Source organism: Bacteroidota bacterium, assembly GCA_016713765.1.
GTDB classification, from domain to species: Bacteria; Bacteroidota; Bacteroidia; order AKYH767-A; family 2013-40CM-41-45; genus Pollutiaquabacter; species Pollutiaquabacter aromativorans.
This window is the reverse complement of the sequence record JADJON010000001.1, coordinates 1769529-1795571: the sequence shown is the minus strand read 5'-3', so window position 1 is coordinate 1795571 and position 26043 is coordinate 1769529. Positions and strand designations below refer to the sequence as shown.

Here is a 26043-nt window from a genome sequence, read left to right as displayed (position 1 = left end):
TCGTTCCTCAGTTGTGGGTGATTACTTTGAATTGAGCCGGGCGGGCGTTCTTTTCATCTCGCTTTGCCGGAGCGGCAGGTTGCAGCCATTCGCGGGATGTAGCAGGATCCGCAACCAAGACAGCCTTGGCTTTGGCATATGCCACGCGATCCTGATCGGCATCTCCGGTAGGTACGAATCCGGGGATCAATGGAAAGTTCGGCCGAGCGGATTGCGGGTGTTCCTGGATCCAGGCATCCAGTTGACGTTCGTAGTCAGCATGCCGGGCATCCAGCGTCGGGTCTTGCTGACGGAGATGATCCAGATGTTGCATAGTACCGCAATTCCGCTGGGCTAATGCCAGGCTGCTGCATGCGGATAAAAGAAGCAAACAGGTTAGTGTTTTCATGGTGTAGGTATAGGTAGGTCGAATTTAACCAAGTCGGAAGCCATCTCCAAAAAAATACCTCAATCAGGGTATAGCAGGTATTTACTCCGGATGGATTTGTACTGCTGCAAGTCCGCCTCCCAGGTTTTCCGAATGTCAGCTTCATTCCAGCCGCTGAAGATCAACTGACGTAGGCTCTCATTACCCGCCAGTTTGTCAAAGAATGGAGTAAAAAAGGGACGTCGATACTTCCAGGAAGCGAAACACTGGATCAAATAATTTAATTCCAAGCGGGTCGGCACACTCTCCGGCAACCTGAACGATCGTCGAAGATCCCTCCCGGAGCAAAGCGTATCTTCGAAGGGAGGCCGTGTCGCTTTTCCGGGTATGGATATTGGCTTGAATGTAAAATCCGATTCCGGAAATCCGGGATAACCGTATACCTGAAACGGCGCATCCGTACCCCTGCCGACACTTACGGGAGTGCCTTCAAAGAAACAAAGCGAAGGATACAGATACACCGCCGTCATATTCGGAAGATTCGGTGAGGGGGCTACGGGCAATTGGTACAGATCGGAATGACGATAATTCGCCACCGGAATGATCGTCAACTTCAACGTCCGCTTCGTCCTGAGCCAATGTTCACCTTGCAACATACGGGCGTACTCCCCCATCGTAACGCCGTGCACGACCGGAATCGGAACTTGCCCGACGAATGATTTGAACGAAGTATCCAACACCGGCCCGTCGACATAGTGCCCGTTCGGATTCGGTCGGTCCAGCACGAGAAGCGGCTTATTGAAATCCGCGCAGGCTTCCATCACATTCTGAAGTGTGGAGCTGTACGTATAGAATCTGGCCCCGACATCCTGGATATCGAATACCACAAGGTCGATCCCCTTCAGATCATCCTGCTTTGGTTTATTGTGCTTCCCGTAGAGGGAAATGACGGGAATGCCGGAAGCACGATCTTTCCCTCCTTTGACATGTTCTCCAGCGGCCGCCTCGCCCCGGTAACCATGTTCGGGTGCGAATATGCAACCGATGTGAACACCCAATGAAAGAAACGTGTCAACCAGGTGAACGTTTCCGACACGCGAAGTCGGGTTCGCCACTATGGCGATCTTCTTTCTTTTTAACAGGTCCAGGTACTGGTCAAAGCGCGCGGCTCCGACAGTGACATCCTGATCGGTTACTATCCGTCCGGGACTGCCAGCTGTGGCATCGACCTGCGTCAGCAGAATAAATAACCATAAGCAACGGAAAAGCATACGCCTAAAAGTAGGTATCTTTCGAACGATTTCTCTTTCCAAAGGATTTCAGTTCTGTGGGTTACGAACAATGGATTGCACGGCGCCTCATGCGATCGGGAATGGACACCCTGCGTGTATCCAGACCGGTGGTGCGATTGGCCATTTCCGGTATCGCGCTTGGATTTTCCGCGATGATTATTTCGGTCGCGATCGTGAAAGGATTCAAGCAAGAGATCCGGGAAAAGGTCATTGGATTCAGTGCTCATGTGCAGATTAGCAAGTTCGATGCCAATCAATCCTTTGAATCAAGTCCGATTGAATTCAACACAGCGAATTTATCGTCAATCGCGAAACTGGAAGGTGTGCGACACGTGCAAGCCTTTGCGACGAAAGCCGGAATCGTACGGAAAGGCTCCGAGATAGAAGGCGTTATAGCCAAGGGCGTAGATTCCGGGTATGACTGGTCATTTTTCAGGAAATCCTTGCGCGCAGGAGCAATTCCAGTGTATGCAAATTCCTCCAGAAGCTCCGACATTCTTATTTCGACTGTTCTTGCAAGAAAATTAAACCTGAACGTCAGCGACAGCCTGGTCACCTACTTCGTTCAGCAACCGCCCCGGGCACGCAAATTCAAGATCGTCGGCATCTACGAAACCGGCTTGGAGGAATTCGATGAAAAGTTCGTCTTCTGCGACCTGGCACAAATTCGAAAACTGAACGATTGGAACGATTCTACCATCGGAGGCTTGGAGGTACAACTCTCGGATTTCGATGCATTGGATGAAGCGGCTCCGCGCATTTACGCGACAACCGGCTCTGATCTGGATGTACGAACGATCCGGGAAATGTATCCGCAGATATTTGACTGGCTGGGACTGCAAGACATCAATGCGGTGGTGATCATCATCCTGATGATCATTGTAGCGGGCATTAACATGATCGCTGCGCTCCTGGTATTGATACTGGAACGGGTGGGAACGATCGGAACACTGAAAGCGATTGGCGCAAGCGATGCTTCTGTGCGCAACATCTTTCTAAGAATCGCCGCCCTACTCATCAGTCGCGGTTTGTTCTGGGGTAACGTAGTCGGCATCGGAATATGTTTACTTCAACACTATTTCCACTGGATTCGACTGGATCAGGACTCCTATTACATTGCCTATGTTCCGATCCGGCTGCTTCCTCTTGACCTGCTTTGGATGAACCTTGGCACCCTGCTGGTTTGCACCATGATGATGCTGGTCCCGACCCTTTTGGTGACCCGTATCCGGCCCGTTCGCGCCCTCCGGTTTCGATGATGAAAGAGTTCCTTTCGCTCCAATTTTACTACCTTTAGCCCTCGAAAATGTGCCAAAAATGGCCTTTTTCGTAAAAACCACTTATTATGGCCAGCAATCCCTCTAAGCGAGTTTGCAACAATATCCTCGAAGCGATCGGACACACGCCGCTTGTACGGCTCAACAGCGTTACCAAAGGCGTTCCGGCAACAGTCTATGCTAAAGTCGAGACTTTCAACCCCGGTAATTCCATCAAGGACCGCATGGCCCTCAAGATGGTAGAGGATGCCGAAAAGGCGGGCATCCTGAAGCCAGGCGGAACGATCATCGAGGGCACATCCGGAAATACCGGGATGGGACTTGCCATCGCGGCTATTGTAAAAGGCTATAAGTGCATATTCACCACAACCGACAAGCAGTCAAAGGAAAAAGTCGACGCCCTTAAGGCTTACGGGGCCGATGTGATCGTGTGTCCGACGAATGTAGAGCCGGAAGACCCTCGCTCCTACTATTCAGTTGCCAAACGACTTAACAAGGAGATCCCGAATTCCTTTTATCCGAATCAATACGACAACCTTTCCAATTCACAGGCCCATTACGAGCAAACCGGCCCGGAAATCTGGGAACAGACCGAAGGTAAAATCACACATTTACTGGTAGGCGCCGGTACCGGCGGAACAATCACTGGTACGGGACGGTATTTGAAAGAGAAAAATCCGAATGTCAAGATCTGGGGAATCGACACGTATGGCTCCGCGTTGAAGAAATACCATGAAACCGGAGTACTCGATAAAAACGAGATCTACCCTTATGTAACAGAAGGTATTGGCGAGGATTTCATTCCGCTCAACTACGATTTCAAGATCATCGATCACTTCGAAAAAGTCACGGATAAGGATGCTGCCCTCATGACACGTGAACTTTGCCGTCAGGAAGGCATCTGGGTCGGCAACTCCGCCGGTTCAGCCATAGCCGGATTGCTTCAACTGAAAGACCAATTGAAACCCACCGATGTCGTGGTAGTCATTTTCCACGACCATGGTTCACGGTATCTGGCGAAGATGTTCAACGACGACTGGATGCGTAAAATGGGCTACCTCGATACCAGCGGCATGACCGCTCAGGATCTGGTGGCATCCCGTAAGAGCATCGAAGTGGTGACCATTGACAAACACCAGCCGATCAGCGCGGCATTGAAGTTGATCACGGAAAACAACTATTCACAGATCCCGGTCACATCGGAAGACCGGATCGTCGGCACCATTTACGAGAACACCGTTTTCAACAGCATTCTCAAGAATCCGGCGGGTAAATCGGCAACCGTAGAATCCATCATGAAAGAAGCAATGCCGTTTGTGGACATCACGACCACCGTTCATGATCTTTCCACGATGGTTAGCGGTGAACGCGAGGCTGTACTTGTTAAGGATTTCAAGGCAGGTCGAAACTACATCATCACCAAGAGCGACATTGCGGAAGCCCTTGCCCGATAAACAGGGATAACAGGAGGTACATGCAGGTCATCACAGACCAAATGGGTCGAACGATCCGATTGCGGGACTATCCGCGTAGAATCGTATCCCTGGTACCGTCCCAAACGGAGTTGCTTCATGCGCTGGGTCTGGAACAAACTGTTGTTGGAATCACCCGTTTTTGCACACGTCCGGAATCCTGGCGCAGTGAAAAAGTAAATGTCGGCGGAACCAAGACACCAGACCTCGACAAGATTCGCGCACTAAAGCCCGATTTGATCTTGGGAAATAAGGAGGAAAATTCAGCGGATACGATTCATGCCCTGGAAAACTCCTTTCCTGTCTGGATGAGTGATATTTCAACTTTGGGAGACGCGCTGGACATGATCACGCGTGTCGGAAACATGACCGGAAAGGATCTCGAAGCCACGAGTATGGCTTCAGAGATTCAGGATAAATTCAGTCAGTTTTCCTATCAAACATCAGCGATTCCACCGGTTCGTGCGCTGTATTTCATCTGGCGGGAGCCCTGGATGGCAGCAGGCAACAACACCTTCATCCATTCCATGCTTCGGCAAGCCGGGTTTCTCAATGTCGCAGGCCATCTGGAGCGATATCCTGAACTGCCCTTAGCGGCGTGGTCCGACCTTCAGCCCGAGGTGGTCATGCTGTCTAGCGAACCCTACCCCTTCGCGGAAAAACACATGGCCGCTGTTCAAAGCGCCTTTCCCGATTCAAAAGTTACGCTGGTTGACGGCGAAATGTTCTCCTGGTACGGCTCCAACCTGCTGCTGGCACCCGATTATTTTGGAAAATTAACCCGTGTCATCGCGGCTATGGATTAATTTTGTCTTCCCCGCTCCGCACATGAAATTCCGGCTGATCCTCCTTTTCTACCTGGCCTTGACTGTTTCGCTTCATGCGCAAAAAGTCGGCCTTGTACTGAGTGGCGGCGGTGCGCGGGGTATGGCACACATCGGTGCAATTCGTGCGTTGGAGGAATCGGGAATTCCGATTGACTACATCGCGGGGACTTCGGCAGGCGCCATTGTCGGATGCATGTATGCGCTCGGTTACTCGCCGCACGAAATGGATTCCATTGTTCGCACGGATGATTTCTACAATTGGGCGAACGGCATCATCGACGAGAACTACTTCTACTATTACCGGAAAAATCCGGAGAATGCCTCTTGGGTCAACCTGAAGTTTTCGCTGGACTCACTGCTTCAAACAAGTCTCCCGACCAACCTGGTCAGTTCAGTGCCATACGATTTCGCACTGCTGGAACAAACAGCGGCGGCCTCAGCGGCTACCCGCTATGATTTCGATTCGCTCTTCGTCCCCTTTCGTTGTGTTGCAGCGGACATCGAGAACAAACAAACCATCATCTTCCGTGAAGGTGACCTCGGTCAGGCGGTCAGAGCATCTTCCGCCTATCCATTTTACTTCCGCCCAATGGTCTTTCAAAATAAGATCCTGTACGATGGCGGGCTCTACAACAACTTCCCGGCGGATGTGATGTTGGAGGATTTTCAACCCGATATCATCATCGGGGTGAATGCATCCGGAAAGATCACGCCTACCACGGAAGGGAATATCATTTCCCAGATAAGGGCGATGATGACGACGCCGACAGAATTCTCCGTCATCTGCGAAAACGGCATTCTGGTTGAAGCGAAAACCGACGAATTCGGTCTATTCGATTTTTCGGATCTGCCCAGTATCATCCAGGAAGGCTACCGGGCGACGATGGAGAAGATCGATACGATACGTTTCAACGTACACCGGAGGATCAATTCGGACCAGGTCAATCGACAGCGTAAAGTATTTCGTTCCAGGTTTCCGGAAGTGGTCATCAATAATGTCTCCATCGATGGCGTCAACAGCAAGCAATCGGAGTACGTACACAGGATACTGAAGGCGGGCTCTCAGCCGATTCCATTATCCCGCCTGAAGGCATCCTATTTTCAATTGGTCTCGGACCCGAATATCCGTGCTATTCAACCCAAGCTGATGTTCGATCCGTCAACGGGGATGTTCGATCTAAATGTGAGGATCCAGCAGGAGCGGGATCTGATCACGCAATTCGGCGGGCTGCTCTCATCGCGACCGATTTCCGAAGTATTCGCGGGATTGACCTACAACATCTGGAGCCGAAGAGCCTGGAGTTTCAACACCAACTTTTATTTCGGCAAACTATACACCTCCGGCCAGGCAAGGATCAGGATGGATGCCCCATTCCGGAAGCCGTTTTTTCTGGAAGCTGACGCGACACTCAACCAGTACGATTTCTTCCGGAGCAGCAACGCATTTTTCAGTGACCAGAAGCCTGCCTATATCCTTGCGTCTGATTACTTTTTCGGCCTGCACGGTGGAATTCCCGCACGAAACAAGGGTAAAATCGTCGCGAGCGCCGGCTATGTACGCATCGCGGACAATTATTATCAGACGCAGAATTTCCTCCAGAAGGACACGGCTGACAAGACCATTCTCAAGGGCTTCACGGGCGCGTTGACCTTTGAACGGAGCACCCTGAACAGAAAACAGTTTGCCAACCAGGGCACATTTTTACAGTTGCGCATTCGCGGTGTTGACCTGGAAGAAGACACAAAGCCTGGTTCCACTTCCGCTTCGAGAACGATCGAGCACGATCATCACCAATGGCTGCAGGCAAAACTGACCTATGAAAATTACTATAAACGGCGCGGACGTCTTCGTTTGGGCTTCTATTCGGAAGTTGCAGCGACCAACCAGACCTTTTTCAACAACTACACCGCTACGATCCTGAACACGCCTTCCTTTGAGCCGGTACTGGAAACCCAAACCTTGTTTCTACCTGCCTACCGTGCTCAATTTTTCGGCGGAGCCGGGCTTCGAAACGTCATTATGCTCCGGAATAACCTGGAATTGCGCATCGACGGCTATGTATTTCAACCTTATCAGGAACTCATCCGCACGGACGATCTGAAAACCCGCTTTGGCGAACCGCTGGCCAAACGTTATTTCCTGGGATCCGGTGGCCTGGTTTTACATTCACCGATCGGCCCGATCAGTCTGGCAGTGAATTACTATGATCAACGGGAAGAGAATCTGTCACTCTTGTTTCATGTCGGATTCCTGCTCTTTCATGCTTCCGCCCTTGACTGAACCTTTCGCCGAATCCATTGTTACTGCAGATATACAACTATGAAAACACTCCTCCTTATCCTCACTATGATGCTACCGTCTGCACCCGGCTCCCTCTATGACTTTACAGCAAACGGCATCGATGGTAAGCCGGTCGATTTTTCCGCATTCAAAGGCAAGAAAGTACTGATCGTGAACACCGCTTCCCAATGCGGTTACACACCTCAATATGCTCAACTGGAAGAATTAGCGAAGGCCAACAAGGGTAAACTGGTCGTGATCGGCTTTCCGGCCAACGAGTTCGGCGCTCAGGAGCCCGGCAGCAATACGGAGATCCGGGATTTCTGCAGTAAAAACTACGGGGTCACTTTTCAAATGATGGAAAAGGTAGTGGTGAAAGGCGAATCCATTCATCCCTTGTTTCAATGGCTTACCACAGAGGCAAATCCGGATTTTACGGGTGATATCAACTGGAATTTCGAAAAGTTCCTCTTGGATGAACAGGGCAAATTGATTCACCGGTACCGCAGCAAGGTCAACCCGATGGGTGATGAAATACGTGCTGCATTAGGACAATAAAGCGAATAGTCCGATCATCCTCGAAAGTTAATCGAACAATCGATTAACTTTCGGACATGCACTCCAACGCCCAAATTCGTAAGTACGAGAATTTCCACATCTTCCTCTGGCTGATCAAAGACCTGTGTTGGGTTACCGTTTCCCGACTTGCGGGCATGTTCATGATCCTGCCGACCCTGAGTCTGGCGATCTATATTACCTGGAAAAATCGCGCGGAAAGAGCGGAGCTATTCCACAACCTGGCGGTTTGCTTTTGGATATCCGCCAATTCCATCTGGATGTATGGCGAGTTTTACCTGGATGACACAACCCGACATCCGGCGGTTATTTTCTTCGTCGCCGGATTGCTGTCGATGGGCTATTATTACCTGATCGAGATACTGGGGACTTCACGTAGCAAAGTCCGGAAAGAGTAAAGCACTTAAGCTTGCGCGGCCGGCCCACCGAAATTCATCGGCATCCCGAAGCCTTCCGTTTGTTTGATCGGGCCGTGAACAGCTTCATACTTGGCGATATTATCCTGCATGGCTGCCAGGAGTCGCTTGGCATGCTGCGGAGTCAGCAGAATACGCGATTTCACCTTTGCCTTAGGAACGCCCGGCATCACTTTTACAAAATCCAGAACGAATTCTGAATTGCTGTGCGTAATGATCGCGAGATTGGAATATATGCCTTCTGCGATCTCTTCCGATAACTCGATGTTGAGTTGGTTTTGCTGGTCTTCCATTGTATGGCGCTTGTACGTATGATACAAATATCCTAAAAAACCGTCGTTCCCCTTCAAAAAAAACGCCCCGGGTCTTCCGGGGCGTTTCGTTCAATTATTCGTCAGGAATCAGCGGGTACCGACTTCTTCCTCGTCCTTGGATGCCATGAGGAGATCATACTCCTCCTGGGAACCGACGATAAGTTTATCGTACTCGCGCAATCCGGTACCGGCCGGGATGAGGTGGCCGACGATCACGTTTTCCTTCAGGCCGAGCAGGTCATCGATCTTGCCGTTGACGGCAGCCTCGTTGAGCACCTTGGTGGTTTCCTGGAAGGAAGCCGCCGAGATCCAGCTCTTCGTATGTAAGGAAGCCTGGGTGATACCCTGCAGTACCGGTGAGGAGGTTGCCGGGATGGCGTCGCGGGCTTCTACCTGGCGCAAATCCTTACGCTTGAGGATCGAATTCTCCTCCCGCAGCTTGCGGAGCGTTGTGATCTGTCCTGCTTTGATTTCGGTAGAGTCGCCGGGCTCCAATACCACAACCTTGTCACGGATGGCTTCGTTCTCTTTCATGAAATCGATCCGGTCAACGTATTCACGCTCGAGGAACATGGTATCGCCCGGATCTTCGATGACGACTTTACGCATCATCTGACGGACGATCACTTCGAAGTGCTTGTCGTTGATCTTCACACCCTGCATACGGTATACTTCCTGTACCTCATTGACGAGATACTCCTGAACCTGCGAAGGTCCTTTGATCGAAAGGATATCGCCCGGGCTGATGCTGCCATCCGACAACGGATCGCCTGCACGAACGAAGTCATTATCCTGCACAAGGATGTGCTTGGACAGCGCTACGAGGTACTTCTTGACTTCCCCGTCACGCGAGGTGATGATGATCTCGCGATTACCGCGCTTGATGCCACCGTAAGAAACGACACCGTCGATCTCCGACACGGTTGCCGGGTTGCTGGGGTTACGCGCTTCGAAGAGTTCCGTAACGCGCGGCAGACCGCCGGTGATATCACCCATGCGTCCGGTTGAACGCGGAATCTTGACAAGGATCTCACCAGCCTGGATCTTCTGGCCTACGTTCACCATGATGTGAGCGCCTACCGGAATGTTGTACGACTTGATGCCTTCCTTCTTCTCGTCAAGGATCTTGATTGCCGGGTTTTTAGTCTTATCGCGGGTCTCGATGATCACTTTCTCACGATAGCCCGTTTGTTCGTCGGACTCTTCGCGGAAGGTGACGCCTTCCTCGATGTGTTCGAAGTCGATCTTACCGGGGAACTCCGAGAGAATGACAGCGTTGTACGGGTCCCAATCGCAGATGAGGGTGCCCTTCTCCGCTACCGTCTTGTCCTTGACATACAGTTTGGAACCGTACGGAATGTTATTCGTGGTAAGGACGGTGCCGGTATTGGTATCGACAATCCGTACTTCTCCGGAACGACCGATGACTACTTCGTAGCTCTTCGAACCATCCTTATAGGTAACGGTCTTGATGTCTTCGAATTCCAGTCGGCCTGCGTACTTGGCTTTCAATTCGGAATCGGAAGCACCCTTCTGAGCGACACCACCCACGTGGAAGGTACGCAGGGTGAGCTGGGTACCCGGTTCACCGATGGACTGCGCAGCGATAACGCCGACTGCTTCGCCTTTCTGTACCATGCGACCGGTGGCGAGGTTTCGGCCGTAACACTTGGCACAAACACCACGATCGGATTCGCAGGTAAGCACCGAACGGATCTCGACGGTCTCGACCGGCGATTCTTCGATGATGGCGGCGATCACTTCGTTGATCTCCGTACCGGCGGTCATGATCAGCTCGCCCGTATGCGGATGATACACGTCGTGAACCGATACGCGACCCAGGATTCGGTCATACAGCGACTCAACCACTTCCTCGTTATTCTTGAGGGCGGTCATCGGAAGTCCGCGGAGCGTACCGCAGTCTTCGTCGGTGATGATGACATCCTGCGCCACGTCAACCAGACGACGGGTCAGGTAGCCGGCGTCAGCGGTCTTCAACGCGGTATCGGCAAGACCCTTACGGGCACCGTGCGTGGAGATGAAGTACTCGAGAATCGACAGTCCTTCCTTGAAGTTGGAAAGAATCGGGTTCTCGATGATCTCTCCGCCGGTTGCGCCGCTTTTTTGCGGCTTGGCCATAAGACCGCGCATACCGCCGAGCTGACGGATCTGTTCTTTGGAACCGCGGGCTCCGGAATCGAGCATCATGTAGATCGAGTTGAAACCCTGACGATCGGTCGTCAATTGCTTCATCAACGTATCGGTGATGCGGGAGCTGGTGCGGGTCCAGATATCGATGATCTGATTGTATCGTTCGTTGTAGGTGATGAAACCCATGTTGTAGTTGTTCATCACCTCTTCCACTTCGGCGTGCGCCTTGTCGATCAGCGTATGCTTGACGTCCGGAATCTTGACGTCGGCCAGGTTGAAGGACAAACCGCCACGGAAGGCCATCTGGAATCCGAGGTCCTTCATATCATCGAGGAACTTCGCCGATTTGGCAGTTCCGCACACCTTCAGGATGTTTCCGATGATGTCGCGAAGCGCTTTCTTCGTGAGCAGTTGGTTGATGTAGCCCATTTCCTCGGGCACGACCTGGTTGAACAGGACACGACCGACCGTGGTTGGGGTCATTTCCATTGCCAGGGTATCATCCTCCTTGCGGACACGGACCTTCACATGGATCGAGGCATGGAGTTCCACTCGGCCTTCGTTATAGGCCATGATTACCTCTTCGGGCGAATAGAACTTCATTCCCTCCCCTTTCACGGTATAGCTGGCATCCGTCTTCCTTTCCTTGGTCGTATAATACAGACCAAGTACCATGTCCTGAGAAGGAACGGCGATAGGAGCTCCGTTCGCAGGGTTGAGGATGTTATGCGACGCCAGCATCAGCATCTGCGCTTCGAGGATGGCGGCATTTCCGAGCGGAACGTGCACGGCCATCTGGTCACCGTCGAAGTCAGCGTTGAAGGCGGTACAAACAAGCGGATGCAACTGGATAGCCTTTCCCTCGATCAGTTTCGGCTGGAAGGCCTGGATACCCAAGCGGTGCAGGGTAGGTGCGCGGTTGAGGAGCACCGGATGCCCTTTGAGGACGTTTTCCAGAATGTCCCATACCAACGGGTCCTTACGATCGACGATTTTCTTGGCCGACTTAACCGTCTTCACCACACCGCGCTCGATCATCTTACGGATGATGAACGGCTTGAAGAGTTCGGCAGCCATGTCTTTCGGAAGACCGCACTCGTGCAGCTTCATTTCAGGACCTACGACAATAACCGAACGGGCGGAATAATCGACGCGTTTACCGAGGAGATTCTGACGGAATCGGCCTTGTTTACCCTTGAGCGAGTCCGAAAGCGACTTGAGGGCGCGGTTCGATTCGGTCTTGACCGCATTCACCTTACGGGAATTGTCAAAGAGCGAGTCAACGGCCTCCTGCAGCATGCGTTTCTCGTTACGCAGGATCACGTCCGGAGCTTTGATCTCGATGAGGCGCTTCAGACGGTTGTTACGGATGATGACACGACGATAAAGGTCGTTGAGGTCAGAGGTGGCGAAACGACCACCGTCCAGCGGAACGAGTGGGCGCAATTCCGGAGGAATCACCGGCACGACTTTCACGATCATCCACTCGGGACGGTTCTCGATGTGATTGTTCGCTTCGCGGAACGCTTCCACCACATTCAGGCGCTTGAGAGCTTCGTTCTTCCGTTGCTGGGAAGTTTCGGTGCTGGCCTGGTGACGGAGCGAATACGAAAGGCCATCCAGATCGAGTCGGCTGAGCAGGTCGTACAAGGCTTCAGCGCCCATCTTGGCGATGAATTTGTTCGGATCCTTCTCGTCGAGGTGCTGATTCTCTTTCGGCAAGGTCTCCAGGTGCTGGAGGTATTCTTCTTCCGTGAGGAAGTCGAGATAATTCAATCCTTCCTGAGCCTTGACACCGGCCTGGATCACCACGTAACGTTCGTAGTAGATGATCATGTCGAGCTTCTTGGTCGGAAGCCCGAGCAGGTAACCGATTTTATTCGGCAGGGAACGGAAATACCAGATATGGGCAACCGGCACCGTGAGGGTGATGTGGCCCATGCGCTCGCGGCGCACTTTCTTTTCCGTAACCTCGACACCGCAGCGGTCGCAAACGATCCCCTTGTAGCGGATACGCTTGTACTTGCCGCAGTGACATTCCCAGTCCTTTACCGGACCGAAGATTCGCTCACAGAAGAGTCCGTCACGCTCCGGCTTGTAGGTCCGGTAGTTGATGGTCTCCGGCTTGAGCACCTCACCGCTCGACTGCTCCAGGATGTGTTCCGGAGAAGCAAGGCTGATGATGATCTTGCTGAAATTCGATTTGATCTTTATTTCTTTTCTGGTCGCCATGTTCGTTTCTTGAGAGGTTAATGACGGCCTGATCAGTCAAGTGTGACTTTCAGGCAAAGGCCGCGGAGTTCGTGCAACAATACGTTGAACGATTCCGGAATACCCGGCGTCGGGAGGTTGTCGCCCTTCACGATGGCTTCGTAGGTCTTCGCCCGGCCGATTACATCGTCGGACTTGACCGTCAGAATCTCCTGAAGGATGTTGGCCGCGCCGAAAGCTTCCAGCGCCCAAACTTCCATTTCCCCGAAACGCTGGCCACCGAACTGCGCCTTACCACCCAGCGGCTGCTGCGTGATGAGCGAGTACGGACCGATCGAGCGGGCGTGCATCTTGTCGTCGACCATGTGACCCAGCTTCATCATGTAGATGACGCCAACAGTCGCAGGCTGATCGAACTGTACGCCGGAGAGACCATCGATCAGGCGGGTACTTCCGAATTTCGGCAGGCCGGCTTTCGAAACGTACTCGTCGATCTGTTCGATCGTAGCACCGTCGAAGATCGGAGTACCGAACTTCATGCCCAGCTTCTCCCCTGCCCATCCGAGAATGGTTTCGTAGATCTGACCGAGGTTCATACGCGACGGTACGCCCAGCGGGTTGAGTACGATGTCGACCGGTGTTCCGTCTTCCAGGAACGGCATGTCTTCGTCGCGAACGATCTTGGCAACGATACCCTTGTTACCGTGACGTCCGGCCATCTTATCACCGACCTTCAGCTTACGCTTCTTGGCGATGTAAACTTTGGCCAACTGCACGATTCCGGGAGGCAATTCGTCACCGACCGTGAGCGCGAACTTCTTGCGCTTATACAGGCCGGTCACTTCATTGAACTTGATCTTAAAGTTGTGGAGCAACTGCTTGATCAGGTCGTTGCGGTCCTTATCGGTGGTCCACTTATCCGGATCAACCGTATCGTAGTTGATCTCGGACAACATCTTCTGGGTGAACTTGGCGCCTTTCGGAATCACGACTTCTTTGAAGATGTCGGTCACACCCTGGGCGGTCTTTCCGCTCACCAGCACGAAGAGCTTGTCAACAAGCTTTTCCTGCAATTCGGCGATCTGCTGGTTGTATTCCTTGTCGAGTTTCTCGACCTGGACTTTCTCGTCGTTCTTAGCGGCCTTGTCCTTCGTGATCACACGGGAGAACAAACGCTTGTCAATGACGACACCTTTGACAGACGGCGGAACTTTCAGTGAAGCATCCTTCACATCACCGGCCTTATCGCCGAAGATTGCGCGCAGGAGTTTCTCTTCCGGAGACGGATCCGTCTCCCCTTTCGGTGTGATTTTACCGATGAGAATATCCCCTTCGTTCACCTCCGCGCCGATGCGGATGATACCGTTTTCGTCGAGCTCGCGGGTGGCTTCTTCACTCACGTTCGGGATATCGGCTGTGAGTTCTTCCATACCGCGCTTGGTGTCGCGGACTTCCAGGCTATACTCGTCGATGTGCAAGGAGGTAAAGATGTCCTCGCGGATGACGCGCTCGGAGATCACGATGGCATCCTCGAAGTTGTAACCTTTCCACGGCATGAACGCCACTTTCAGGTTACGACCCAGGCCGAGTTCACCATTCTGGGTAGCATATCCCTCACACAGGACCTGACCCTTCTTCACCTTCTGTCCTTTGAGGACGATCGGCTTCAGGTTGATACAGGTGCTCTGGTTGGTCTTCATGAACTTGGTGAGCTTGTAGGACTTCACATCGTCTTCGAAGCTGACCATTTTCTCATGCTCTTTCCGCGTGTAGCGAATGACAATCTCGTTCGCATCCACATACTCGACGGTACCGTCGCCTTCGGCGTTGATCAGTACGCGCGAGTCGCGTGCCACCAGTCCTTCGAGGCCGGTACCCACGACCGGAGCTTCCGGACGCAGCAGCGGCACAGCCTGACGTTGCATGTTCGATCCCATGAGCGCGCGGTTCGCGTCATCGTGTTCGAGGAACGGGATCAGCGAAGCGGCAATGGAAGCGATCTGGTTCGGCGCGATATCGATCAGGTCGAGGCGCTCTTTCTCGAGAACGGGGAAGTCACCCTGGTAACGCGCTTTGATACGGGTTTCCAGGAAGTCGCCTTTCTCGTCGATCTCGGTGTTCGCGTTTGCGATCACTTTATCGTCCTCTTCCTCGGCGGTGAGGTAGAGTACCGGTTTCTCGACATCTACCTTACCACTGGAAACAGTGCGATACGGAGTTTCGATGAAACCGAGGTTATTGATTTTTGCGTGTACGCAGAGCGAGGAGATAAGACCGATGTTCGGTCCTTCCGGCGTCTCGATCGTACAGAGGCGTCCATAGTGCGTATAGTGTACGTCACGGACCTCGAAACCGGCACGCTCACGCGACAGACCGCCGGGTCCGAGTGCGGACAGGCGTCGTTTGTGCGTGATTTCGGCCAGCGGATTTGTCTGGTCCATGAACTGCGAAAGCTGGTTCGTACCGAAGAACGAATTGATCACCGAAGAGAGTGTCTTCGCATTGATCAGGTCGGCAGGTGTGAACACTTCGTTGTCGCGTACGTTCATCCGCTCGCGGATGGTACGGGCCATACGGGCCAGACCTACTCCGAACTGGGAATACAACTGTTCGCCAACGGTCCGGACACGGCGGTTCGAAAGGTGATCGATATCGTCGACTTCCGCCTTCGAGTTGATCAGCTGGATAAGGTGCTTGATGATCTCGATGATATCGGCCTTGGTCAGCACCTTCGTGTCCTCGGGGATCTCCAGCCCGAGTTTCTTGTTGATCCGGTAACGGCCGACGTCTCCCAGGTCGTAGCGTTTGTCGGAGAAGAAGAGTTTATCGATGATGCCGCGTGCCGTTTCCTCATCGGGTGGCTCCGCGTTCCGAAGCTGGCGGTAGATGTGTTCCACCGCTTCCTTCTCGGAATTGGAGGTATCTTTTTGCAGGGTATTGTAGATGATCGAATAGTCGTTCGCGTTCGAATCCTCCTTATGGAGAATAATCGACTTCACGCCGGACTCGATGATCTGATCGAGGTGGTGTTCTTCGAGAACCGTTTCGCGCTCGATGATCACTTCGTTCCGCTCGATGGACACCACTTCACCGGTATCCTCGTCGACGAAGTCTTCCACCCAGGACTTTAGTACCCGGGCAGCCAGACGGCGGTTGAGGACACTCTTGATGCCAGATTTGGTCACCTTGAATTCGTCGGCCAGGCCGAAGATCTCGAGGATTTCCTTATCAGTCTGGTACCCGATCGCACGCAACAGGGTGGTAACCGGGAATTTCTTCTTCCGGTCGATGTAGGCGTACATCACGTTGTTGATGTCCGTGGCGAATTCGATCCACGAACCCTTGAACGGAATAACGCGTGCGGAGTAGAGTTTCGTTCCGTTGGCGTGACGGCTTTGGCCGAAGAAAACGCCCGGAGAACGGTGCAGCTGCGACACGATGACGCGCTCGGCGCCGTTGATCACGAACGTCCCTTTGGGGGTCATGTACGGGATCTGGCCGAGATACACATCCTGCACGATGGTTTCGAAATCCTCGTGCTCGGGGTCGGTGCAGTAGAGTTTAAGTTTTGCCTTCAGCGGTACGCTGTAGGTGAGACCACGCTCGATACACTCGTCGATCGAGTAACGTGGCGGGTCTACGAAGTAATCAAGGAACTCGAGAACGAAGTTGTTCCGCGAATCCGTGATTGGGAAGTTCTCGTTGAATACTTTGAAGAGACCTTCCTTCTGGCGGTTGTCCGCCGTGGTTTCAAGCTGGAAAAAGTCCTGGAATGACTTCAGCTGGATTTCAAGAAAATCCGGATAGTCGACCGGGTGCTTGCTGCGCGCGAAGCTGATCCGCTTCGTTGGGGTGATGGGGGTGTTGGACACGATGCTGGGAGTTTGATCAGGTAAGGAATTCAACATTTCAACCGGTGTCTGGAGCTCACCGGCTAAAAATGGTTATAGACCTCTCCCCGGAAATGCCGGGGAGAGGTCTATCCAGAGGCGCGGGCAGGCCGAGTCCTTACTTGATCTCAATCTCTGCTCCTGCCTCTTCCAATTGTGCCTTGATCTGGTTGGCTTCTTCTTTCGAAACGCCTTCTTTGAGGGGCTTCGGGGCGCCATCAACGAGGTCCTTCGCTTCTTTCAGGCCGAGGCCGGTGATCTCTTTTACGAGTTTCACCACGTTCAGCTTAGCGCCGCCCGGGCTCTTCAGGATCACATCGAAGGAGGTCTTCTCAGCGGCACCGCCTGCATCACCACCACCGGCTCCGGGAGCGGCAATAGCTACTGCTGCAGCGGCCGGTTCAATACCGTACTCATCCTTCAGGATCTTTGCGAGTTCGTTAACTTCTTTTACCGACAGGTTTACGAGCTGTTCGGCAAATGCTTTCAGGTCTGCCATGACTATTAGGTTTTGATTGTTTTAGATTTCGTTAGTTAGGTAATGGGATATTTGGATTGGAAGCATTCGGATTAAGCGGCGCGCTCGGAGAGCGTCTTGACGATACCGGCCAGTTTGCCGCCGGAGCTTTGCAGCGCGGACACCACGTTGCTTGCCGGAGACTGGAGGAGGCCGATGATCTCGCCGATGAGTTCGTTCTTCGACTTGATAGCTGCGAGCGTATCGAGTTGGTTATCGCCAAGGAAAACGGCGGTATCGATCCAGGCACCTTTGAGTGCAGGACGGTCGGCCGCTTTACGGAATTCCTTGATGACCTTTGCCGGAACATTGCCCGTCTCACAGAACATCAGGGCGCTGGTGCCTTTTAAAGCAGCGAACAACTCCTGATAGGCCTCCTGGTTCTTTTTCTCCATGGCCTTGCGGATCAGGGTATTCTTCGCCACCAGCATCTTGACGCCTTTGTTGAAACAAATACGGCGCAGTTGGTTGGTCTTGTCGACGGTCAGCGTGGACGTATCGGCCACGTAAACGTTCGGGTATTTATCGAGCAGTTCCGTGATCTCGGAGATGATCACGTCTTTTTCTTCGCGTTTCATTGGATTGTTCGTTTTTGAAACCGGTTAATGAATGGATCAGGCGAGGGTCTTCGTATCGATCTGAACGGAAGGACTCATCGTGCTGGAGATGTACACCGACTTCATGTAGGTGCCTTTGGCCGCGGACGGCTTCAGCTTGATGATCGTCTGAAGGATCTCGTTTGCGTTCTCTTCGATCTTCTTAGCGTCGAACGAAGCCTTGCCAACGGAGGTATGGATGATGCCCTGCTTGTCGACTTTGAAGTCGATCTTACCGGCTTTTACTTCTTTCACGGCCTTGCCGATATCGTTGGTAACGGTACCGGTCTTCGGGTTCGGCATGAGGTTACGCGGACCCAGCACCTTACCGAGTTTACCGACTTTACCCATCGCGCTCGGCATGGTGATGACCACGTCGATGTCGGTCCAGCCCTGCTCGATCTTCTGGATGTATTCATCCAGTCCTACGAAGTCTGCGCCCGCCTCTTTCGCTTCTGCCTCCTTGTCGGGAGTGCAGAGCACGAGTACGCGCTTGGTCTTACCGGTTCCATGCGGAAGGGTCACGACGCCCCGCACCATCTGGTTGGCTTTGCGGGGATCGACCCCGAGGCGGATGCTCAGGTCGACGGATGCGTCGAATTTGGTGGTAGTAACTTCCTTGACCAGCTTGGATGCTTCGGCCAGGGTGTACGACTTGCTCTGGTCCACTTTGGACATAGCAAGTTTTCTCTTTTTGCTGAGACGAGCCATGAATGAACGTTTTTGAAGTACAAGCGGGGTTGAGATGATCGCACCCTCCTTCGGTTATTGAATAAATTGACCGGATCAGATCCGGGTAAACTCCTTGTCTGCAGGAATCAGAACGGGCGATCCCCTTCTACCGTGACCCCCATGGAGCGGGCCGTGCCGGCCACCATGCTCATGGCAGATTCAATGGTGAAGCAGTTCAGGTCGGGCATCTTGATCTCGGCGATCTTGCGGACCTGTTCCCAGTTGATGGTGCCGACTTTGGACCGGTTCGGTTCTTTGGAACCGCCTTTGATCTTGGCTGCTTCCATGATCTGAACGGCCGCGGGAGGAGTCTTGATGACGAAGTCGAACGACTTGTCGGTATACACCGTGATGATCACGGGGAGCACCTTACCCGGCTGGTCCTGCGTGCGCGCGTTGAACTGCTTGCAGAACTCCATGATGTTTACGCCCTTCGCACCGAGTGCGGGACCGATCGGAGGTGCCGGGTTAGCGGCTCCGCCTTTCACCTGGAGCTTGATATATGTTGCGATTTCTTTTGCCATCGTTGTATGCATTGTGCAGGAGCACTCCTGACACCGTTATCCTGGAAGCGGGGAACGGTATCGGCTCACCTGCGGTTTACTCTTTCTCTACTTGCATATAATTCAACTCAAGCGGGGTCTTACGTCCGAAGATCTTGACCATCACTTTGAGTTTCTTCTTTTCTTCATTGATCTCTTCGATGATGCCGCTGAAACTGTTGAACGGACCATCGATGACTTTCACACTCTCGCCAACCACGAACGGTACGGTGATCACCGCTTCGGAATCGGACATCTCGTCCATTTTTCCCAGGATCCGGTTCACTTCCGACTGACGCAGCGGAACCGGGGCTTCGCCTTTGGGACCCAGGAAAGAGATCACACCGTTGATATTCTCAATGATGTGTGGAATCTCCCCCACCAGTGCGGCTTCGAGCAATACATATCCCGGAAGGATGTTCCGTTCCTTGCTGACCTTCTTACCATTCTTGATCTGGTAAAACTTCTCGGTCGGAATCAGTACCTGAGCGACATAGTCACCCAGTTTCAAACGGGAGACTTCCGACTCGATATACTGTTTCACCTTCTTCTCCTTGCCGCTGATGGCACGGACGACGTACCACTTCCGGGCGATCTCCTTGCCGGCTGCGTTGTCCGCGGCTTTTTGCTTGGTCTCGGTCATGGTACGTGTTTACTTATCCGGTGATCTTATAGAACAGGTTCATGATGCCAGCGAAGCCAAGGTCCATCAGGAAGATGACCAGGCCAATAATGGCTGTTGCGACCATCACCACGATGACGCTGCTCTGGAGTTCTTCCCAGGTAGGCCAACTGACTTTCTCTACGAGTTCGCGGTAGCTGTCCTTGATATATCCGGTGATCTTACTCATGCTTCAGGTACTATAATGGGATGAACCCTTTCGTGGTGGTGGATGTAGTTGCACGGGTGGAGAGACTCGAACTCCCAGCCAACGGTTTTGGAGACCGCTACTCTACCAATTGAGCTACACCCGTATTCCTTTACTCATTTTATTCAGTGCTACTCTACCTCCCGATAGCTATCGGGAGAGCTACACCCGTATTCCTTTACTCATTTTATTCAGTGCTACTCTACCTCCCGATAGCTATCGGGAGAGCTACACCCGTATTCCTTTACTCATTTTATTCAGTGCTACTCTGCCTCCCGATAGCTATCGGGAGAGCTACACCCGTATTCCTTTAATCAGTTCATTCAGTGCTACTCTACCTCCCGATAGCTATCGGGAGAGCTACACCCGTATTCCTATAATCAGTTCATTCAGTGCTACTCTACCTCCCGATAGCTATCGGGAGAGCTACACCCATATTCCTTTAATCAGTTCATTCAGTGCTACTCTACCTCCCGATAGCTATCGGGAGAGCTACACCCGTTTATGGCACGATAGACAGCAGGGTATTTCTGCTGTCTATCGTTGCCGAAACGTGATCCTGAAGAATCAGGATTACTTGATGATCTCGGTCACCTGACCAGCGCCTACGGTACGGCCACCTTCGCGGATAGCGAAGCGAAGACCTTTGTCCATAGCAACCGGCTGGATGAGTTCGACCGTGATGGTTACGTTGTCACCCGGCATGACCATCTCGCGGCCTTCCGGAAGGGTGATTTCACCCGTCACGTCGGTGGTGCGGAGGTAGAACTGAGGACGGTATTTGTTGTGGAAAGGAGTGTGGCGACCGCCTTCTTCTTTCTTCAATACGTAGATCTCAGCTTTGAACTGGGTGTGCGGGGTGATAGAGCCCGGCTTGGCGATAACCATTCCACGGCGGATATCCGTCTTTTCAATACCGCGGAGCAGCAGACCAACGTTGTCGCCGGCTTCACCACGATCCAGGATCTTACGGAACATTTCCACACCGGTCACGGTCGACTTCAGCGTCTTCTCCTGCATTCCGATGATTTCCACGTCGTCGCCGGAGTTGATGACACCGCGCTCGATACGACCGGTAGCTACGGTACCACGACCGGTGATGGAGAACACGTCTTCCACCGGCATGAGGAACGGCTTGTCGACTTCACGCGGAGGAACCGGGATGTAAGAGTCAACTGCAGCCATCAATTGCATGATGGTCTCTACCCACTTCGCGTCTTTATTCAGACCGCCGAGAGCGGAACCACGGATGATCGGGGTATTGGCACCGTCGAATTCGTAGAAGCTGAGGAGTTCGCGAACTTCCATCTCAACGAGATCGAGCAGTTCGGGATCGTCCACCATGTCCACTTTATTCAGGAACACAACGATCTTCGGAACGCCTACCTGACGAGCGAGCAGGATGTGCTCACGGGTCTGCGGCATCGGACCGTCGGTGGCAGCTACCACGAGGATAGCACCGTCCATCTGAGCGGCACCCGTTACCATGTTCTTCACATAGTCGGCGTGGCCCGGACAGTCAACGTGCGCGTAGTGACGGTTTTCCGTCTGGTATTCTACGTGTGCGGTGTTAATGGTAATACCGCGCTCTTTTTCCTCAGGAGCGTTGTCGATCGAGTCGAAGGAGCGGGTTTCAGCAAGACCTTTATCAGCCAATACGGTGGTGATCGCTGCAGTCAGCGTCGTTTTACCGTGGTCCACGTGACCGATCGTACCGATGTTCACGTGCGGCTTATTCCGTTCAAATTTCTCTTTTGCCATTGCTTAGCGAATGATTAGTTGTTAATGATCGGTTGGTACAAACAATTAAGACCGACTGACTCGCACCGGAAGCTGGTGATCAGACAGACGATCAACTATTGGAGCCAATGACCAGGATCGAACTGGTGACCTCATCCTTACCATGGATGTGCTCTACCAACTGAGCTACATTGGCGTTGGTATTCACTATTACTGCGAACCCGGATCCGGATCCGTACTTGGAGCGGAAGACGGGGCTCGAACCCGCCACCCTCAGCTTGGAAGGCTGATGCTCTACCAAATGAGCTACTTCCGCTTGTGGTTTTGGGGCGTCGAAGATCGGCTTTTTGCTTGATTCTCACAAGCTAAAACCCTCCGAAGTCCAAGAATTTTCGTGGGGAGAGGAGGATTCGAACCTCCGAAGTCGTAAGACAACAGATTTACAGTCTGCCCCATTTGGCCGCTCTGGAATCTCCCCAACTTTGGTAATCATTATCTATTCGCGAGCCGGTGAAGGGACTCGAACCCCCGACCTACTGATTACAAATCAGTAGCTCTACCAACTGAGCTACACCGGCGAAATTGCGCGATTTTCAAAGAACACTTCCCCCTCGAAAAAGGGACTGCAAAGGTAGAAATCGCAATTTAAATTTCAAATTCAGCTGAAAATATTTTAGTTAGGTCGCTTCAACAGTTGCCGGAATACAAAAAAGACGCCCCGGCTTTGGCAGCCAGGGCGTCTTTCGGGATGTTAAATACCTGAATTTCAGGCGATAACTTTCGCCAAGGGGTAACGCTTCTTCCACATTTTGAAGGCGGCCATACTATGTACCACCATGGTGGTTTTATGGTCGAGTTGAACCTTGATTCGCGGTCCAGTCGTCGTTACAGGGGCCTTGATTACTTTTCCCTTGCTTTTCGAGCGATTCATCACGGTTAGGGAATTAGGATTGATTATTCGTTTAACAATTAACAACCGAAAGATGTTCTTTAGCTGAAGTTCAAGAATCATGCCTTAAAAAAGGCTGTCCGAATCACTTAAAAAGAACCTTCGAGGCCAAATAAACGCCTATTTCCTCTAACTTATTGGTTAATTTTTATTAAAGTTTCGCGCCAGACTGTCAGTGCCCAATTTTTTACTAAAAATCAAGAATAATAGCTTCGAACGGTCATTTTGTCGCTAAAATCCCGCGCGCAACTTGGTAAATGGAATCCGGTGGTATCGGCGACGATTGCGAATCAGGGTCCTGATGGACGATTATCCGACAATCAGACCCCTACCCGCCTTGCCAGTTCGGCTAAACGGTTGCTGTAGCCGATCTCATTATCATACCAGCCCACCACTTTTACCATACTCCCGAGTACGGTGGTCAGTTGCGCATCAAAAATGCAACTGTTCGGGTTGCCTACTATATCAATCGACACGATCGGGTCTTCCGTGTATTCCAGGATACCTTTCAGTTCGCCTTCCGCCTTCGACTTGAACAGGCCGTTGATCTCTTCAACGGTGGTCTGCTTTCGGAGAATGCAGGTGATGTCGGTAAGTGAACCATCCGGCGCGGGCACCCGAACTCCGGCACCACCCAGCTTTCCATTCAGATGCGGCAACACATCACCGAGCGCTTTCGCCGCTCCGGTCGTAGTTGGAATGATACTAACCGCTGCCGCCCTTGCCCGCCTCAGATCCTTGTGGGGAGCGTCGTGGATGTTCTGGTCGCCCGTGTAACTATGCACCGTGGTCACGAATGCGGATTCAATGCCGAAATGATCGTCGAGAATCTTGAGCATGGGAGCCGCGTTGTTCGTCGTACAGCTTGCATTGGAAATGATCGCGTCATCCGGCTGTAAATCTCCGTCATTCACCCCCAACACGATCGTCTTGACCGACTCTTTTCCTTTGGACGGAGCAGAAAGTAACACCTTGCGTGCTCCGGCGGCCAGGTGCATTTCTCCACCCGCACGATCGGTGAACTTGCCGGTACATTCCAGCACGACATCCACACCCATCGACTTCCAGGGCAACTTGGAAGGATCCTTCTCGGCCAGCGCGGCGATCTTTCGGCCATTCAGGATCAAATGATTTTCATCCGATTCAACCGTACCATTGAAACGGCGATGAATGGAATCGTACTTAAACAGATGTGCAAGCGTAGCGTTATCGGTCAGGTCGTTGATGGCGACGATTTCAACGCCTGTCATATTCAACAACACGCGGGTGGTCATTCGACCAATTCGGCCGAAGCCGTTGATGGCAATCTTGATCATTTGAAATTGTATCCGTGAAGCGGGAGCATTAGAGAATATGCTTCTCCGCATGATAACTTGATCGAACGAGCGGACCGCTTTCTACATACCGGAAACCCATCCGAAGGCCCTCCTCTTTCAGGGAGGCAAACGTGTCGGGGTGAATGAACTCCGTCACCGGAAGGTGTTCGCGTGTCGGCTGAAGGTATTGCCCCAGCGTCAGGATGGAAACGCCGGAAGTCCGAAGGTCCATCATGGACTCGATTACCTCCTCGCGGCTTTCCCCGAGGCCGAGCATGATCCCCGATTTGGCGGCTATGCCTGCTTCGGCAATACGCCGTAACACTTCCAGGCTGCGATCATATTTCGCCTGCACCCGCACGAGTTTGGTCAAGCGTCTGACAGTTTCCAGGTTATGAGAAATCACTTCCGGACGAACGTCTATCACTTGTTGGAGATTTTCCCAGTTACCCTGAAAATCCGGGATGAGGGTCTCCAGAGTTGTTTCCAGATTGAGTTCACGAATCTTCCGGATCGTTTCGGCCCAGATGGTAGCGCCCCCGTCTTTCAAGTCGTCCCGATCCACCGAGGTAATGACACAATGCCTGACGCCCATGAGCTTCACGGACTTCGCTACGCGAAGCGGCTCAAAAGGATCTACCGCCTCGGGCCGACCGGTCGCTACGTTGCAGAATCCGCAGGAGCGGGTACATACATTTCCCAGGATCATGAAGGTCGCGGTTCCTGCTCCCCAGCATTCACCCATATTCGGACAATTACCGCTCTGACAGATCGTGTGCAGCTTGTGTTCGCTCACGATTTCCCGGACCTTCTGGTATTCTTCTCCGATCGGTAGTTTCACCCGCAGCCAATTGGGCTTTGCGGTTCGAACGGGTTGATCGTCGTGCGTCTCTGTTTCTGCTTTCATAATCCTGTCTCGCTCGAATCCGCAGCTGGTGCTTCACCATTTCCCTCCCCAATGCAGGCAGATGTAGAAGTTGACATACAGGTTTTCATTCTTGTTATAAGCCATGATGGGAACGGCTTTGGGGAAGTAATCCACAACCACGCCTGTTTCCAGCGCTGTGATCTTTTGTTGCCACCCGCCATACTCAAATGAAATGGCGAATTTTCCATAGACTCCCGGATAAGGCTTCAATTGATCGAACCCTTTGAAGAACGGTCCGGGTCCATAAATGTTTTCCACGGATTGTTGGTCGGGATCGTTGGGGTCATAGCGGCGGGTTTCAATCACCCGGTAAAGCGTATCAAACGGGTTATCGACCAGGACATCCAGGTAAACCGGCTTGGTGAGCGCAAGACTTGCTCCGGCATAATAATTATACCGAACCTCTACTCCGCTCCGTTCTCCTTTGCTGAACAGGATTTGTTGGCGACCATAACCGCCACGCAGAAGATAGACGAAGTTCAGCTTGCCGAAAAAGAAAGGACGCGAATCCTGATAATACGGATTAGGCTGCTTGTATTGCTTCGGGTGACGGAGCGAGACAAAATCGATGTCGAGCATTTGTTTGCGGTAACCCGTCAAATGCCAGCCGCGGCGGAAAGAGATACCCAGGCCGCTGCTGTGGAAGGTGACTCCACCGGAAGCTTCGTTCTTAAAAAGGATGTTGGTTTCGTCATCCGCCACGCGCAACGAATCTTGTGCCGAAGCCGCAGGAACGGCCATCAACATAGAAACGACAAGCAAAACGAGCAGACGGGAAAT

21 protein-coding genes and 5 tRNA genes are annotated in these 26043 nt (G+C 52.5%); 6 read left to right on the top strand and 20 right to left on the bottom strand.

Annotated elements, in window-relative coordinates; all coding sequences use genetic code 11:
- Window positions 1–7: 7 nt before the first annotated feature.
- Window positions 8–388 (bottom strand): hypothetical protein, encoded by a 381-nt coding sequence (locus tag IPJ96_06755; protein ID MBK7910048.1) that lies wholly within the window; start codon window positions 386–388, stop codon window positions 8–10.
- A 59-nt stretch (window positions 389–447) separates the two neighbouring features.
- Window positions 448–1638 carry a DUF1343 domain-containing protein gene (locus IPJ96_06750; protein MBK7910047.1) on the bottom strand — a complete coding sequence of 397 codons (1191 nt, stop codon included), beginning with the start codon at window positions 1636–1638 and terminating at the stop codon, window positions 448–450.
- Between the two features lie 89 nt (window positions 1639–1727).
- Between IPJ96_06750 and IPJ96_06745 the strand changes: the two genes are divergently transcribed.
- From IPJ96_06745 to IPJ96_06720, 6 genes are all read left to right on the top strand, one after another.
- Complete coding sequence (locus IPJ96_06745; protein MBK7910046.1) at window positions 1728–2918, top strand: ABC transporter permease; 1191 nt, start codon at window positions 1728–1730, stop codon at window positions 2916–2918.
- A gap of 86 nt (window positions 2919–3004) precedes the next feature.
- Complete coding sequence (locus IPJ96_06740) at window positions 3005–4390, top strand: pyridoxal-phosphate dependent enzyme (GenBank protein ID MBK7910045.1); 1386 nt, start codon at window positions 3005–3007, stop codon at window positions 4388–4390.
- 20 nt (window positions 4391–4410) lie between these two features.
- The gene (locus tag IPJ96_06735; GenBank protein ID MBK7910044.1) at window positions 4411–5214 is read left to right on the top strand and encodes an ABC transporter substrate-binding protein; all 804 of its coding nucleotides are present in this window, start codon (window positions 4411–4413) and stop codon (window positions 5212–5214) included.
- A 22-nt stretch (window positions 5215–5236) separates the two neighbouring features.
- Window positions 5237–7516 (top strand): patatin-like phospholipase family protein, encoded by a 2280-nt coding sequence (locus IPJ96_06730; GenBank protein ID MBK7910043.1) that lies wholly within the window; start codon window positions 5237–5239, stop codon window positions 7514–7516.
- Between the two features lie 39 nt (window positions 7517–7555).
- On the top strand, window positions 7556–8074 hold the full coding sequence (locus IPJ96_06725) for a glutathione peroxidase (protein MBK7910042.1): 519 nt from the start codon (window positions 7556–7558) through the stop codon (window positions 8072–8074).
- Between the two features lie 56 nt (window positions 8075–8130).
- Window positions 8131–8490 (top strand): hypothetical protein, encoded by a 360-nt coding sequence (locus IPJ96_06720; protein MBK7910041.1) that lies wholly within the window; start codon window positions 8131–8133, stop codon window positions 8488–8490.
- Between the two features lie 5 nt (window positions 8491–8495).
- Here IPJ96_06720 and IPJ96_06715 read toward each other — a convergent pair whose 3' ends face one another.
- The 18 genes from IPJ96_06715 to IPJ96_06630 all read right to left on the bottom strand — a co-directional run bounded on the left by IPJ96_06715 (window position 8496) and on the right by IPJ96_06630 (window position 26004).
- Window positions 8496–8801, bottom strand: coding sequence for a DUF3467 domain-containing protein (locus tag IPJ96_06715; protein ID MBK7910040.1), 306 nt, complete (start codon window positions 8799–8801; stop codon window positions 8496–8498).
- Window positions 8802–8909: 108 nt separating this feature from the next.
- A complete protein-coding gene (rpoC, locus tag IPJ96_06710) occupies window positions 8910–13205 on the bottom strand; it encodes a DNA-directed RNA polymerase subunit beta' (GenBank protein ID MBK7910039.1) in 4296 nt (1431 codons plus the stop codon).
- A gap of 32 nt (window positions 13206–13237) precedes the next feature.
- Complete coding sequence (gene rpoB, locus IPJ96_06705; protein ID MBK7910038.1) at window positions 13238–17092, bottom strand: DNA-directed RNA polymerase subunit beta; 3855 nt, start codon at window positions 17090–17092, stop codon at window positions 13238–13240.
- 100 nt (window positions 17093–17192) lie between these two features.
- Entirely contained in the window at window positions 17193–17573 is a 381-nt protein-coding gene (gene rplL, locus IPJ96_06700; protein MBK7910037.1) for a 50S ribosomal protein L7/L12, read from the bottom strand.
- A 71-nt stretch (window positions 17574–17644) separates the two neighbouring features.
- Entirely contained in the window at window positions 17645–18169 is a 525-nt protein-coding gene (locus IPJ96_06695) for a 50S ribosomal protein L10 (protein ID MBK7910036.1), read from the bottom strand.
- Between the two features lie 36 nt (window positions 18170–18205).
- Complete coding sequence (locus IPJ96_06690) at window positions 18206–18898, bottom strand: 50S ribosomal protein L1 (GenBank protein MBK7910035.1); 693 nt, start codon at window positions 18896–18898, stop codon at window positions 18206–18208.
- A gap of 107 nt (window positions 18899–19005) precedes the next feature.
- A complete protein-coding gene (gene rplK, locus IPJ96_06685; protein MBK7910034.1) occupies window positions 19006–19443 on the bottom strand; it encodes a 50S ribosomal protein L11 in 438 nt (145 codons plus the stop codon).
- A gap of 76 nt (window positions 19444–19519) precedes the next feature.
- A complete protein-coding gene (gene nusG / locus IPJ96_06680) occupies window positions 19520–20104 on the bottom strand; it encodes a transcription termination/antitermination factor NusG (protein MBK7910033.1) in 585 nt (194 codons plus the stop codon).
- 13 nt (window positions 20105–20117) lie between these two features.
- Complete coding sequence (secE, locus tag IPJ96_06675) at window positions 20118–20312, bottom strand: preprotein translocase subunit SecE (protein MBK7910032.1); 195 nt, start codon at window positions 20310–20312, stop codon at window positions 20118–20120.
- A 51-nt stretch (window positions 20313–20363) separates the two neighbouring features.
- Window positions 20364–20436: transfer RNA gene (locus tag IPJ96_06670), tRNA-Trp, on the bottom strand.
- A gap of 467 nt (window positions 20437–20903) precedes the next feature.
- Window positions 20904–22091, bottom strand: coding sequence for an elongation factor Tu (tuf, locus tag IPJ96_06665; GenBank protein MBK7910031.1), 1188 nt, complete (start codon window positions 22089–22091; stop codon window positions 20904–20906).
- A gap of 99 nt (window positions 22092–22190) precedes the next feature.
- Window positions 22191–22266: transfer RNA gene (locus tag IPJ96_06660), tRNA-Thr, on the bottom strand.
- 44 nt (window positions 22267–22310) lie between these two features.
- Window positions 22311–22386: transfer RNA gene (locus tag IPJ96_06655), tRNA-Gly, on the bottom strand.
- A gap of 79 nt (window positions 22387–22465) precedes the next feature.
- Window positions 22466–22548, bottom strand: a tRNA-Tyr gene (locus IPJ96_06650).
- 27 nt (window positions 22549–22575) lie between these two features.
- A tRNA-Thr gene (locus tag IPJ96_06645) sits at window positions 22576–22648 on the bottom strand.
- Window positions 22649–23339: 691 nt separating this feature from the next.
- The gene (gap, locus tag IPJ96_06640) at window positions 23340–24335 is read right to left on the bottom strand and encodes a type I glyceraldehyde-3-phosphate dehydrogenase (protein MBK7910030.1); all 996 of its coding nucleotides are present in this window, start codon (window positions 24333–24335) and stop codon (window positions 23340–23342) included.
- Between the two features lie 28 nt (window positions 24336–24363).
- On the bottom strand, window positions 24364–25242 hold the full coding sequence (gene lipA / locus IPJ96_06635; protein MBK7910029.1) for a lipoyl synthase: 879 nt from the start codon (window positions 25240–25242) through the stop codon (window positions 24364–24366).
- A gap of 33 nt (window positions 25243–25275) precedes the next feature.
- The gene (locus IPJ96_06630) at window positions 25276–26004 is read right to left on the bottom strand and encodes a hypothetical protein (protein ID MBK7910028.1); all 729 of its coding nucleotides are present in this window, start codon (window positions 26002–26004) and stop codon (window positions 25276–25278) included.
- Between the last annotated feature and the right edge of the window lie 39 nt (window positions 26005–26043).